The organism is uncultured Gilliamella sp. (assembly GCA_945271295.1).
In the GTDB taxonomy this organism is placed as follows: domain Bacteria; phylum Pseudomonadota; class Gammaproteobacteria; order Enterobacterales; family Orbaceae; genus Gilliamella.
In genome coordinates this window covers 20,233-34,577 of sequence record CALYPG010000005.1, presented here as the reverse complement: position 1 = coordinate 34,577, position 14,345 = coordinate 20,233, and the positions used below count along the sequence as shown (strand labels likewise).

At 34.8% G+C, this 14,345-nt stretch carries 13 protein-coding genes; 10 read left to right on the top strand and 3 right to left on the bottom strand.

Annotated features, from left to right (window positions below; all coding sequences use genetic code 11):
• Positions 1-60: 60 nt before the first annotated feature.
• Together Q0K76_RS04245 and bglX are read right to left on the bottom strand one after the other, a co-directional pair.
• The gene (locus tag Q0K76_RS04245; RefSeq protein WP_294611856.1) at positions 61-1,728 is read right to left on the bottom strand and encodes a bifunctional UDP-sugar hydrolase/5'-nucleotidase; all 1,668 of its coding nucleotides are present in this window, start codon (positions 1,726-1,728) and stop codon (positions 61-63) included.
• Between the two features lie 624 nt (positions 1,729-2,352).
• Positions 2,353-4,629: a beta-glucosidase BglX gene (gene bglX, locus Q0K76_RS04240; protein ID WP_294611854.1), complete on the bottom strand. Its 2,277-nt coding sequence runs from the start codon at positions 4,627-4,629 to the stop codon at positions 2,353-2,355.
• A 251-nt stretch (positions 4,630-4,880) separates the two neighbouring features.
• Here bglX and rsfS point away from each other — a divergent pair, with 251 nt between their 5' ends.
• The 10 genes from rsfS (at position 4,881) to Q0K76_RS04190 (ending at position 12,419) form a co-directional block, all read left to right on the top strand.
• Positions 4,881-5,198, top strand: coding sequence for a ribosome silencing factor (gene rsfS, locus Q0K76_RS04235; RefSeq protein ID WP_294612168.1), 318 nt, complete (start codon positions 4,881-4,883; stop codon positions 5,196-5,198).
• Between the two features lie 4 nt (positions 5,199-5,202).
• On the top strand, positions 5,203-5,673 hold the full coding sequence (rlmH, locus tag Q0K76_RS04230) for a 23S rRNA (pseudouridine(1915)-N(3))-methyltransferase RlmH (protein WP_294611852.1): 471 nt from the start codon (positions 5,203-5,205) through the stop codon (positions 5,671-5,673).
• A 6-nt stretch (positions 5,674-5,679) separates the two neighbouring features.
• Positions 5,680-6,144 carry an rRNA maturation RNase YbeY gene (gene ybeY / locus Q0K76_RS04225; RefSeq protein ID WP_294611849.1) on the top strand — a complete coding sequence of 155 codons (465 nt, stop codon included), beginning with the start codon at positions 5,680-5,682 and terminating at the stop codon, positions 6,142-6,144.
• A 113-nt stretch (positions 6,145-6,257) separates the two neighbouring features.
• Positions 6,258-7,130 (top strand): CNNM family magnesium/cobalt transport protein CorC, encoded by an 873-nt coding sequence (gene corC, locus Q0K76_RS04220; protein ID WP_294611847.1) that lies wholly within the window; start codon positions 6,258-6,260, stop codon positions 7,128-7,130.
• On the top strand, positions 7,123-8,664 hold the full coding sequence (gene lnt, locus Q0K76_RS04215; protein WP_294611845.1) for an apolipoprotein N-acyltransferase: 1,542 nt from the start codon (positions 7,123-7,125) through the stop codon (positions 8,662-8,664). The genes corC and lnt overlap by 8 nt, the downstream gene beginning before the upstream one ends.
• A 223-nt stretch (positions 8,665-8,887) precedes the next feature.
• Positions 8,888-9,796, top strand: coding sequence for a glutamate/aspartate ABC transporter substrate-binding protein (locus tag Q0K76_RS04210; protein ID WP_294611843.1), 909 nt, complete (start codon positions 8,888-8,890; stop codon positions 9,794-9,796).
• Between the two features lie 83 nt (positions 9,797-9,879).
• The gene (locus Q0K76_RS04205) at positions 9,880-10,614 is read left to right on the top strand and encodes an amino acid ABC transporter permease (protein WP_294611841.1); all 735 of its coding nucleotides are present in this window, start codon (positions 9,880-9,882) and stop codon (positions 10,612-10,614) included.
• A gap of 1 nt (position 10,615) precedes the next feature.
• On the top strand, positions 10,616-11,317 hold the full coding sequence (locus Q0K76_RS04200) for an ABC transporter permease subunit (protein WP_294611839.1): 702 nt from the start codon (positions 10,616-10,618) through the stop codon (positions 11,315-11,317).
• Positions 11,314-12,039 (top strand): amino acid ABC transporter ATP-binding protein, encoded by a 726-nt coding sequence (locus Q0K76_RS04195; protein WP_294611837.1) that lies wholly within the window; start codon positions 11,314-11,316, stop codon positions 12,037-12,039. The genes Q0K76_RS04200 and Q0K76_RS04195 overlap by 4 nt, the downstream gene beginning before the upstream one ends.
• A gap of 86 nt (positions 12,040-12,125) precedes the next feature.
• On the top strand, positions 12,126-12,419 hold the full coding sequence (locus tag Q0K76_RS04190) for a hypothetical protein (RefSeq protein ID WP_294611835.1): 294 nt from the start codon (positions 12,126-12,128) through the stop codon (positions 12,417-12,419).
• A gap of 66 nt (positions 12,420-12,485) precedes the next feature.
• On the opposite strand, the gene recD is transcribed toward Q0K76_RS04190, so the two are convergent.
• Positions 12,486-14,342 (bottom strand): exodeoxyribonuclease V subunit alpha, encoded by a 1,857-nt coding sequence (recD, locus tag Q0K76_RS04185; protein WP_294611831.1) that lies wholly within the window; start codon positions 14,340-14,342, stop codon positions 12,486-12,488.
• Positions 14,343-14,345: the final 3 nt, after the last annotated feature.

Genomic DNA, 14,345 nt, shown 5'->3' with positions numbered 1-14,345 from the left:
TAGCCAATTTACTAATTGGCTAATTAACGTTTGAATTAAAATAGATAGTTATCAACTAACTTATGGATTGATACCAATAACCTTCCAATTATGATTGGATTCATCAGTAATTTTACCTTGTTTAACCTCAGTGATATATTTTATAGTCATATTACGAATAGTACCGTCTTCATCCCCGATTGCTGTGCGTGAATTCCAGATTGGTTCAACTCGCCTTCCTTCTAATGGACCGCCTTTTTTCACTAGCATTTCATAACGATAGGCATTCATACCTAATTTTATCTTCATATCATCAGTGATTGCTTTGCCATTTATTAATGTTAAATTTTTGATACGATTGCCCACAGGTTCACGCAAATCGACAATATATTTTACACCACCAAACATATCATAAGTCATGTATTTTGATGCGCCACGAACAGAATCATATTGATAATTTTTATCATTGGGCTGGACTTGAGCAAAATAAGCCGCCGACCATTCCATATAATCTTTTAAATCTCTACCGGTTACTTCAAAAATGCTGGTTTCACCAGCAGTATATTGATAATTGTTGGCGATATCTTTACGCGTGATTTTGCCTTTGTTAAGAACGGCTTTTTTATTATCAATTAAAACCGCTGTTACATCTGCTTTACTATAATAAAGCTGTACTGAGTTGAATAAATGCGTTAACCCTGTCTCTTCCATATATACAGCAGGAATGCCGTGAATGGTTTCTTGCGGAACTAAATCACGATCGGTTTCACCAATAACTTGATTAGCAATATCTCTTAATTGCTGATGATATGGTGCATAGATTTTCTCTATAGTAGGATCAGCTGGGTAGGATTTAACAGGTAATGTTGCCGATTTTTTACTTTTTAATCTATTATTTGTTGCATCGGAATCAACCGTTAAATTGACAACTGATACTACGGTGCCATAGCGATGAGGCTCGGTAATAACAACATTGTTAATGATTTTTTCGCTAATATTTTGATGATTATGACCTGCAATAATTACATCAATACCGGGCACTTGCTCAGCAACATCAGCAACGCCAGTGCCTGATTTATTGTTTTCATTATCAAGTCCCATATGCGTTACTAATACAATAACGTCTACAGCTTGCTTTTTTAAATTTGCTACTTGTTTTTGAATTTCGGCAATGGGCATCGTGAATTCCATTTGCTTGACATAACCGGTTTTACTTTCGTACTCGGGTACAAAAGGTGTTGTTGCCCCAATAAAACCAATTTTGACACCCTCTTTTTCTATAATGGTTGTCGCCGGTAAATATGGCTTGCCTGAGTCTTTATAATAAATATTTGCTGCAAGCGTTTTACCTTTAAATTCTGAAATAATCTTATCTACGACCGGAATTCCAAAATTAAATTCATGATTACCCAGCACCATAATATCGTAATTCATGGCATTAAGTGCGGCAATTGCTGGATGATTATCTACGTTGTGGAAACGTTCAATTTGATTATCTTGAATAATATCGCCAGCATCAACAACAATGACATTGTCATGATGACTGCGATAATCGGTAATAAATGAAGAAATTTGAGCATAAGAACCTGATAAGTCCGCTTTATCAGTACCATAATCCCAAGGCACCATTCGGCCATGAACATCTGATGTGGCAAGTATGGATATATTTACTTCCTTAGCCATTGCTGATAATGAGCATGCTAATATTAAAACACTACTCAGTGAAAGTAGCTTTGTGGTAATGGACATTTTTATCTCCCTTAAAAATTACCTAATTTTTCATCCTAATCAAAAAGCAAAACAAATAATGTGATACGTTTCACACTTAGCAAACTTGCTTTCACTTTATAACAAACACCTTTAAATTGACGTTTTATACCTGAAGCTGATCTTTAAAATTATATAAAAAAAACCCAACAATATAACAATATCGTTGGGCGATAGTAAAAGTTGACTATTAATGACACAAAAATACTGATCCGCTAACTTCCCTAGTATCTATTTACAAAACATCAATATGACATTGAGATTTTATACTTTCTTTAACAATTACCATACTAAGAAGTTTCTTTATTAGTTTTGGGTTTATTAGTACGTTACTTTTAATTCTGTTTGAATATCAGTAACGATAATACCATACATAATCACTAAAAAATAGAATATTAAAATGAGTATTTGTGTAATTATTGATGCAAATATGATGCATATTATCACTTAATTCTGGTGATTAAATCACTTCCTTTTAACAACATAACTTTTATAATTTGTTGCCAAGTAAAAAACGGCTAATTGAAGATTGCTGAATCAAATTCAAACATAAAACCAGCATAACAACCTAGCTCCGTTGAAAGTATCAACGGAACGTATATAAATTTATTTATCCAATAAAGTAAAAGACTGCTTATTTTGGGTTGTCGAATCAGATCCTACAAACACATTAAACTTACCAGGTTCTGCCACATATTGCATTTTGTCATTCCAAAATTTTAACATTTCTGGTTTGATAACAAATTTAACTTCACCTTTTTCATGAGGTTTTAAATTAATATTTTCAAAGCCCATTAATTCTTTAACTGGTCTACTTACTGTTGCGGTCACATCTTGCAAATAAAGTTGTACTGTCTGTGTACCTTGTTTATCACCAATATTTTCCACCGTTGCAGTTACCACAATTTCGCCATTTTTAGTCATTTCATTGCTTGAAAGCGAGTAATTTATGGTGAAATTGGTATAACTTAATCCAAAGCCAAACGGGAACAGCGGTTCATTAGGGCTATCAAAATATGAAGTGGTATATTTACCCATATTCACAGTGCCTTTTGGTCGTCCAGTATTTAAATGGCTATAATAAACTGGAATTTGCCCCACGCTCATGGGAAAGGACATCGCTAATTTGCCTGAAGGATTATAATCACCAAATAACACATCTGCTATAGCGTTACCACCTTCAGTACCTAAAAACCATGTCTCAAGCATAGCATCAACTTGCTCAAACTCTTCAGTTAAGGTTAATGGGCGACCATTCATTAAAGCAATCACAAGTGGTTTACCTGTTGCTTTCAATGCTTTAATTAAACGTTTTTGACTAGCCGGTAAAGAGAGATCAGTACGACTTGAAGATTCATGTGCCATACCTTCAGCCTCACCAACAAAAGCAACAACAACATCAGCTTTGTTAGCTTGCTTAACAGCTTCCGCAATCATCGTATCTGCTGGTCTTTCATCATATTTAGCTGTCATATCATATAAATTTAGAAATTTGTATAATTGTTGATCATCGGAAAGATTTGCTCCAAAGGCATAACTAACTAAATTGGGATTTTTTACAGCCTTTTGAATTCCTTCTAATGGTGTAACAGCTAAATTTACCCGACCGGCACCTGACCAACTACCAAGCATATCTCGTTTCGAATCTGCAAGTGGACCAATCACTGCAATTTTTTGATTTTTAGCAAGCGGTAACACTTTGTTTTTATTTTTTAATAATACTATACTGCGGCGCGCCACATCTCTTGCTTCTTCTCGATGTAATCGGTTATTTGCAAACATAGTATCAATATCTAATTGTCGATCTAAATTGCGATGAGGATTAGTAAAAAGTCCCATATCATATTTAAGTTCTAATACATGTCGACATGCTTGATTAATTTCATCGTCTGTGAGTACTCCTTCATTAATCAGTTCAGGTATATATTTTAAAAAATACTCATCATTCATACTCACATCAATACCAGCTTTGATGGCCACTCTAACTGCATCTTTAGGATCACTTGCAACACCATGATTAATAAGTTCACGAATCGCACCATGATCACTAATCACAACACCATCAAAATGCCATTGATGACGAAGTACATCGGTTAGTAACCAATGATTAGCTGTTGCCGGTATACCATTAACTGATGCAAGTGAAACCATTACTGCTCTGCTGCCAGCATCAATAGCTGCTTTATAAGGAACCAGATATTCTTGGAACATTTTTCGTTCACTCATATCCGTTGAGTTATATTCTCGCCCTGCTTCAACTGCGCCATAAAGAGCAAAATGTTTAACGGTTGTCACTAAGGATTTATTATCAGTTAAGATCTGTTTTTGCATGTTCTTTACAAAAATACGCCCAGCTTCAGACGTCAAGTAAGGATCTTCACCAAATCCTTCAGAAACGCGCCCCCATCTTGGATCGCGAGTAATATCGACCATCGGTGACCAAGTAATATTGAGCCCATCAGAAGTGGCTTCATCAGCGGATACTTGAGCAGCTTTACCAATAGCATTACGATCCCATGTTGATGCAATACCTAGATTAATTGGAAATACGGTTCGATGGCCATGAATGACATCAAACCCTAAAAATAAAGGAATCTTATTAGGTGATTTTAATGCGCGATCTTGCATGTTAGACAAATCAGGCTCAACTACCGTATTAAAAATACCACCAATTTCACCCGCTTCAATTTGATCCAACACTTTATCTAAAGTTAAGTTACCACCAACACTAACCAATCGTAATTGGCCTACTTTTTCAGTTATGGTCATTTTTGATAACAGATCGTCAATAAAGGCTTTTTTATCTTCACTATTGGCATTCTCTGCAAATGAGGATATCGGAAAGGCAAGAAAAAATAAAACTAAGATTATTTTTTTCATCATAATAAATTTTTTATAATTAACAAGATAAATAAGTGGATAGAATAACGTATTTACTTGAAAAAATCTCGTTTTTCGACAGATTTGTCTTGACCCATTACGATTTTTAGCTGTTTTTATATGAGGTGGGTGGTGGATCTAAATACTGAAACGTATAGTTAACCTGAAACATTTTGACAAGCAATTTTAGCATAACCGTTATTTTAAAAATTTATGCTATACTATAGTTCTTATTATTAAATAATAGAGAGATTATTTTGCAGCAGTCGTTACAAGATTTTATTTTTGATAAAATTGATGATTTAAAAGGTAAAGATATCGTCACCCTTGATGTCCGAGGTAAGTCCAGTATTACAGACTATATGATAATTTGCACTGGCACATCAAACCGTCACGTTGCTTCAATTGCAGGTCATTTACTTGATGAAGCCAAAAAACAAGGTCATCTAGTATTAGGGAGTGAAGGACAGAATGATGCTGATTGGGTGGTTGTAGATATGGATTCAGTGATTGTTCATATAATGCAAGAAGAAAGCCGTCAATTATACGAACTCGAGAAGCTTTGGGGTTAATCAGGTGAAAATACAGCTTATTGCTGTTGGTACTAAAATGCCAAATTGGGTAACCACTGCTTTTGCAGATTACTGCATGCGTTTTCCCAAAGATATGCCGCTAGAATTAACTGAAATACCTGCTGGCAAACGCACTAAAAATGCTGATATTGTCCGGATTTTAGATAAAGAAGGTGAATTGATGCTTGGCGCTTGTGGCAAAGGTAATCGCATTGTTACCCTCGACATTCCAGGTAAACCTTATACTACCCATGATTTAGCTAAGCAACTTGAACATTGGAAAACTGATGGTCGTGACGTGAGTTTATTAATTGGCGGTCCGGAAGGATTAGCCCCCGCGTGTAAAACTATTGCCGAGCAAAGTTGGTCACTTTCGCCATTAACGCTTCCTCACCCTTTAGTGCGTGTAATTGTGGCCGAAAGCCTATATCGAGCATGGAGCTTAACCACTAATCATCCTTATCATCGAGAATAAATAGTTATGAGTGAAATTATATTAGACTTGCAAATTGCCACAAGCCAAAGTGATAACCTGCCAACTGAACCACAAATTATACAGTGGCTGGAAGTGATTTTGCCACAATTTATGGATAAAGCTGAAATCACGATCCGTATAGTTGATGCTGCTGAGAGCCAACAATTAAATAATACCTATCGGCACAAAGACAAACCGACCAATGTACTTTCATTTCCTTTTGAATCGCCTATTGAAATTGAAGTTCCATTGCTTGGCGATTTAATTATTTGTAAACAAGTGGTAGAAGCTGAAGCTAGTGCACAACATAAATCCTTAACATCACATTGGGCACATATGATTGTCCATGGCTGTTTGCATTTACTTGGTTATGATCATATTGTTGACCAAGAAGCCGAAGAAATGGAAAATATCGAAATTGATATAATGCAACAATTAGGTTTTGATGATCCTTACCAACCTATTGACTAACCAGAACTAGCAATTATATTAATTAATTTTATAATATTAATGATAAAAATATCTATTTAATTTTTAAAAATATAAAAATAAATAATTTACCAACAAGAAGGGACGAGAGCAAAATGAGTGATGATAATCACCGGAGACCGAAAAAAGGTTTGGCATTATGGTTAGATCAGTTATTTAATTCAGAACCAAAAGATAAAGAAGAACTGATAGAAGTTATACGTGAGGCTGAAGAGAATGATCTCATCGATCCTGATACACTAGATATGATTGAAGGTGTGATGGACATAGCTGAACAACGAGTTCGTGATATTATGATTCCCCGTTCTCAGATTGTAACGATTAAGGACAACTACACCCTTGACCAATGCTTAGATATTATTTCAGAACATGGCCATTCCCGTTATCCAGTCATTAGCGAAAATAAAGATCATATTGAAGGTATCTTATTAGCTAAAGATCTGCTTATTTTTATTCGCGAAGGTCTAACCAATTTTGATTTAAAAAAAATCTTACGGCCAACAGTTGTTGTACCTGAAAGCAAACGAGTCGATCATATGCTAAAAGAATTCCGTTTGCAGCGCTATCATATGGCAATAGCTATTGACGAATTTGGTGGTGTTTCTGGATTAGTTACCATTGAAGATATTTTAGAGCTTATTGTTGGCGATATTGAAGACGAATATGATGAAATTGAGGATCGTGATATTCGTCGCTTATCACAAACTGTTTATTCTGTAAGGGCATTGACTCCGGTTGAAGATTTTAATGAAACCTTTGCAACCAACTTTAGTGATGATGAAATGGATACGATCGGAGGGCTGGTTATGCAACATTTTGGTCGTTTACCAGTACGAGGTGAAAGTATTACCCTTGATGGTTATCAGTTTAAAGTTATTATTGCTGATCGTCGGCGAATTATTCAACTCCATGTTACTATTCCAGAAGGGGCAACTGTGCCTAATTTAGAGTTAGTTGATAATGCTTAAACATGTTTTATTAAGTTTAATCGCTGGCGGGATAGCTGTATTTAGCTATGCACCTTTTCATATTTGGCCTTTGTCATTTATCTCATTTGCGGTATTTTTATGGCTAATTGCTGATAAATCTAAAAAACAAGCCATGCTGATTGGTTTAAGTTGGGGGATCGGTTATTTTGCCGCTGGCATTCATTGGGTTTATATCAGTATTAAACAATATGGTGAATTACCAATACCAATCGCTGTAATCATTTTAGGATTTTTAATCCTCTATCTCTCATTATATCCGATGTTATTTAGCCTATTACTGAGAGCAATAGATCGATTGGCTCCCAAATTTTCGTTTAAACAATTGGTACTTTCTGCGCCTATCGTTTGGCAGTTAACCGAGTTTTTACGCGGTTACATTTTAACTGGCTTTGCCTGGCTACAGTTAGGTTACAGCCAACTTGATAGCCCACTACGTGCTTATTTTCCAATTATTGGAATAGATGGTGTGAATTTACTGACCACCATTTTATGCGGTTTAGCGATTTATAGTTTTTATCACATCAACCACGCCGCACAAAAAAAGCACACATTTAGTGCTATAATTGCACTATTGGTGATCTTTATTGCACCATTTTCATTCAAAAATATTGAATGGACTAGCGTGAATAGTCAACGTTCAGCTAATTTTTCATTAATTCAAGGAAACATTACTCAATCCTTACGCTGGTCAAGTCAGCAATTAAACAATACATTAAATACCTATGCTGAACTTACTAAAGCAAACCTTAGTAATAATAAGATTATTATCTGGTCGGAAGCAAGTATCACTGATTATGAGTTAAATCACCAACCTTTTTTACAATATTTAGATAATGAAGCAAGAGCTAATAATGCTGAAATTGTTGTTGGTATTATTGACTTTCGCCCAGCAGATAGAGTACATGAAACAAAAAACAATATTTATAATACTTTACTCGTGTTAGGTGAAAAAACACCTTATCAATATCCAACCACTAATCGTTATCAAAAACATCATTTAGTACCGTTTGGGGAATTTACACCTTTTTCAGCTTTATTAGAACCCGTTGCGGAACTACTCGATATCCCTATGTCATCGTTAACCGCTGGAGAAGAAAAACAATCACCACTAACAATTAAAGGCTTCAAATTCACTACGGCTATTTGTTATGAAGTTATTTTATCTAAATTGTTATGGCAAAACTTTACAGATGATACCGACTTTTTACTTACGGTTTCAAATGATGCATGGTTTGGTGATAGTATTGGTCCTTGGCAACATTTACAAATGGCTCAAGCACGTGCCTTGGAATTTGGTCGCCCATTAATTCGTAGTACTAATACAGGTATTACTGCCGTTATTGATCATCATGGTAATATTATCCAGCAATTACCTCAATTTAAAACAACAGCATTAAATCAGACATTATCACCTACCGTTGGCTTAACTCCTTATGCTAAATGGGGAAATATACCTTATTTTGTAATCATGATTTTACTGTTTAGTTTCCTTTTTTATAAAAAAAATACTTAATCAGTGATACTGGCATAATTATTGCTTAAATATATATTGTGACAAACTAAATGGGCGTTCCCAATATGCATTTTAACCTCAAATATTGGGGGTGTTTGGTTCTAATGATATATAAATAAACAGTAAAAAGTACTTTTATGCATAAAAATAAGTTATAATATAGCCCCTTTGTAAAAATATTAAAATTATTTAATATGATACAAATAAACAGTAGGAGATTAGTATGAACAAAAAGACAAACTTTACCAAATTAGTGTTATCATTTGCAATGATAAGTCTAATGACTGGAACAGCAGTTGCAGAAGAACTAAGTGGTACATTAGCTAAAATCAAAGAGAGTGGTGTTATTGTTGTTGGTCATCGTGAATCTTCTATTCCATTTTCTTATTATGGCAAAAATCAAGATGTAATTGGTTACTCTCAAGATTATTCTAATTTAATTGTTGATGCTGTTAAGAAAGAATTAAATTTACCTAATCTTCAAGTGAAATATTTACCGGTTACATCCAAAACTCGTATTCAATTACTTAACAACTATACCTACGATTTTGAATGTGGTTCTACCACTAATAATCTGGAACGCCAAAAAACGGTTGGTTTTTCTGATAGCATTTTTGTTGTTGGTACTCGGTTTTTAGTTAAAGCTGATAGCAATATTAATAGCATTGAAGATCTTAAAGGTAAAAATGTGGTTACAACAGCAGGTACCACATCAGAAATTCGTTTAAATCAAATTAATAGCAAAGAAAACTTAGGTATTCGTATTATTACCCCTAAAGATCATGGTGATGCTTTTAATGCTCTAGAAACAGGTCGTGCGGTTGCATTTCTAATGGATGATGCCTTACTTGCTGGTGAACGTTCTCGTGCAATTAATCCTAGTGAATGGAAAATTGTTGGAGAGCCTCTTTCTTATGAAGCTTATGGTTGTATGTTAAGAAAAGATGATGTTCAATTTAAACAATTAATGGATAAAACCATCGCAGAAGCACAAAAATCAGGAAAAGCTTTAGAATCCTATAACAAATGGTTCACTCAGCCTGTTCCACCAAAAGGTGCTAACATGGCACTTGAAATTTCGCCTAAGATGGTTGAGCTTTTTGCAAATCCTAATGATAAAGCATTAGATTAATACTTTTCTTGTCTTTCTAATCTTATGTACTAAATATCTTACTATATTTGGTGCATAACCTAATTTAATGAATTAAATATATTATGAGTTTTAATTGGACATTATTTTTTGATCCCACCCCATACGGTGATGGAATATACTTAAACTGGCTACTAGACGGTGTCATTGTAACCACTTCCTTAGCGGTTACAGCGTGGATTATCGCCTTTTTGCTTGGATCATTAGTAGGGATCTGTAGAACCTTAGATAACAAATTTTTACAAAACTTTGCGGCTAGTTATATTCAGCTATTTCGTAATATTCCTTTATTGGTGCAAATGTTTTTGTGGTATATGTTATTACCTGAGTTATTAACAGGTAGTTTGAAAACTTGGTTTGTATCAGGTTTATCGCCTAATGTAAGTTCATTCATTACCGCCGCACTAGCTTTGGGACTCTTTACCTCAGCGCGTATAGCTGAACAAGTTAGAACCGGAATTCAAACATTACCGAAAGGGCAAAAATATGCAGCCACTGCTCTTGGGTTAACAAATCGACAGGCTTACCAACACATTTTGTTACCTAATGCCTATCGACGTATAATTCCACCATTAACATCAGAAATGACGAATATTATTAAAAACTCATCGGTAGCCTCTACCATTGGGTTAATAGATTTAATAGGGCAAATTGATCGCATTAATGAATCAACAAATAGTATTATTGAAATTTTATGTGGTGTGACTATCGCATTTATGCTGATTAACTATGCGGTACTGGCTATCATGCGAATAGTTGAAAAACAGACTCGCTTACCTAATATGAATCATGGAGGATAAAATGCAGTTATTAGATTGTATTGCAAATATACCTTCACTGGTATCAGATAATTATCATTTATTATTAAGTGGATTATGGTTAACCACTAAAATCACCTTAAATGCCGTTATCTTCGGTATTATTTGGGGTACGGTATTAGCATTAATGCGCCTATCCAATAATAAATTACTTAATATTTTTGCTAAATGTTATGTTAATTTATTCCGATCCATTCCATTACTACTAGTATTGTTATGGTTTTATTTAGCGTTACCTCAAGTAATTAAGCATTTATTTAATCTTCCTCCATATGCTGATGTTCGCATAGTTTCAGCCATGATTGCGTTTGCTCTTTTTGAAGCGGCCTATTATTCTGAAATAATCCGCGCTGGTATTAACGCTGTAACTAAAGGTCAATACCATGCCGCTTATGCATTAGGTATGACCAAAAGCCAATCCATGCGCTTAATTATTTTACCTCAAGCATTTAGGTCGATGGTGCCTTTGTTATTAACACAAGGTATCATCTTATTCCAAGATACCTCATTAGTTTATGTCATGAGCTTAATCGACCTATTTGGGGCTAGTGTGACACAAATTGGTAATGTACAAGGTGGCACCGTTAAATATTCAATGATTATTTTTGCAGCAGCAAGTTATTTTGTGATTTGTTTTACTGCTTCACGTTTAGTTAATTATTTCAAGAAAGGGATAAATCGATGATCTCCTTAAAAAAAGTATCAAAATGGTATGGACAATTTCAAGTATTAAAAAACTGCACGACAAAAGTCGGTAAAGGCGAAGTTGTGGTAGTTTGTGGTCCGTCAGGTTCAGGTAAATCAACACTAATTAAAACTGTAAATGGTTTGGAGCCAGTTCAAATAGGACAAATTATTATCGATGGTACCGAAGTAACCAGTAAATCAACTAATTTGGCAAAATTACGTTCCAAAGTGGGGATGGTTTTCCAACATTTTGAATTGTTCCCACATTTAACAATTTTAAAAAATCTAACCTTAGCACAAATTAAGGTATTAGGACGATCTGATGCAGAAGCACGCGAAAAAGCACTGACTCTACTTGATCGAGTAGGGTTACTTGCTCATGCCGACAAATACCCAGCACAGCTTTCTGGCGGTCAACAACAACGTGTGGCTATTGCTCGCGCGCTCTGTATGGATCCAATTGTTATGTTATTTGATGAACCAACTTCTGCGCTTGATCCGGAAATGGTTAATGAAGTATTAGATGTTATGGTTGAACTGGCTTATGAAGGCATGACCATGATGGTAGTGACCCACGAGATGGGCTTTGCACGTAAAGTGGCACACCGCGTGATCTTTATGGATGCGGGTGAAATTATTGAAGATACATCAAAAGAACAGTTCTTTACTAATCCTCAATCCGATCGCGCTAAAGACTTTTTAGCTAAGATTATTCATTAATTGATCATGCAAAATAAAAGTACCTTGCTAAACTAGCGGGTGCTTTTTATAATAACATTTTTTCTATATCCTAAAAGAAGAGAAACATGAAGTTAAGTCACTCATTTAGTGGTGCATTAAGAACGTTTGTCTATTTTATGGCAAGCGGTACGCAATATACTTTAGAAGGAATTGATTATTTACCACTTTATGGTGAAGACCCCACTGCTATAGAACAAGTATTTGCTATTTATGCTAATGTAATTGAACTTGATGAACATGGCGAAGTTCTCAATGCAAAATATGCAGAAAAACGTGCTACAGATTATCTTCAACGTTATTTTAATCCAGATTATGTTATTGATCCACCTTACGAAGATTGGGAACTTGAACTCTATTAAGCATAACCTCTGATTTTAATGAGTTACAAACTATATTTATAAAAAATATAAAAAGCTTAATAATAATTAAGCGTTAGTGTCTGGTTTAATCTGTTGCCTTAAACCACTTTCTCGATGTATCTGACTCTTTACTGCTTGTTTTAGGATTTTCGCTTCTGCATAAATCGACACTGTCTTTTTAGCTCGTGTAATTGCGGTATACAACAATGAGCGATTAAGTAAAGGTGAATAGTCAGTCGGTAAGATAATATTAACATAATCAAACTCAGAGCCTTGCGATTTATGGATAGTCATGGCATAAGCCGTTTCATGTTCAGGTAACCTAAATGGTGAAAATCCTTTAATTGAACCATCGGCAAAAGGGAAATAAACTCGTAATTTTGATTCATCATGTTCGGAAGCTAGCGTTATACCAATATCACCATTATATAGCCCTAATGATGTACTATTACGTAAAATCATAATTGGGCGACCAATGTACCAATCCTCTTTATTTTTTAGTTCAATTAATTTATCTTTAGCTAGTAATAATTCAATTTGTTTATTTAATCCTTTAACACCAAATGGCCCTTCTTTTACTGCACAAAGCAGACGATATTCGGCAAACTTATCCAAGATTGCAATGATATTAGAATTATTTTGTTGCTTTATAGTTTTTAAATAACGCTTATAATAGTGAACACAATCATTAAGTAGTGCTTGATAAACTTTTGATGAAGATAACGGATAATATTGTATATCTTTGAGTGAGTTATCAATAAGTAACTGGTTAACTATTGAATATTGCCCTGCTTTTACTGCGTTTGCCAATAGCCCAATACCAGATGATTTATTAAATCGGTAACTTTTTTGTAACAAACAAATACTATCGGTAATCGTTGCTGCTTGTTTCTGAACTGGGATTTGGAAGCCAGTTAATTGGCTTAATTCATCTGCCCTATTTTTACTGTAACCTGTAGATATAAAAGCACATAAATCACCAAATACCGCACCAGCTTCAACTGATGAAAGTTGATCTTTGTCACCTAATAAAATTAACCGCGCTGAAGACGGTAATGCCTCAATTACTCTAGCCATCATATTTAAATCGACCATAGAGGCTTCATCAATCACTAATACATCAATATGTAATGGATTATTTTTATGATAAGTAAATGATCGATTATCAGCTTTTGCGCCTAATAAACGGTGTAAAGTAACAGCTTCTATCTTTACATTTATTGATTCAAATGAGAGCTGATCAATGGCTCGGCTAAGAGATTCAGTCAACCTCGAAGCCGCTTTTCCAGTTGGCGCTGCAGTAACAATTCGAGCGTTAGGAGTAGTTAACATAATTCCAGCTAAAATTTTGGCAACAGAGGTGGTTTTACCTGTACCTGGGCCACCAGAAATAATGGCTACTTTACGCGTCAATGCAACTGCAACCGCGATCTTCTGCCAATCGATAGTTGTTTCATTATTAATAAAAAGTTGATTAAGAATATTCTTTAGATTCGCTTGGCAAAACGGTGTCTGATCTAATGTAGTATGATTAAAATAGTTAGCAACTTGCTGTTCATCGAACCACATACGCTGAAAATAGAGTCTATTTTGGGTAAAGATGAGTGGTGATAGTTCTTTGCCATTACTCACAACTTGTTTATTTTTAGCTGCCTCAAGTGCAATTATCCAATCTTGTTCGCTTGGTGATAATAAATCTAACCAGATTTGAGGTGTAATGTTTTGTTGATTTAAGTAAGAGAGATCTAGGCAAACATGCCCCTCTCTTACTTCCATACTAAGTGATAACACCATATAGCTAAATCGTTTAGCAATAATTTCATCATTTAATTGAGCTTTATTTGTTAAGAAGTTTGCTAAATGTATATCGAGCAAACTTACTTGACTATATTGCTTAAACTGATTTAGCCATTCTGATAACATGCG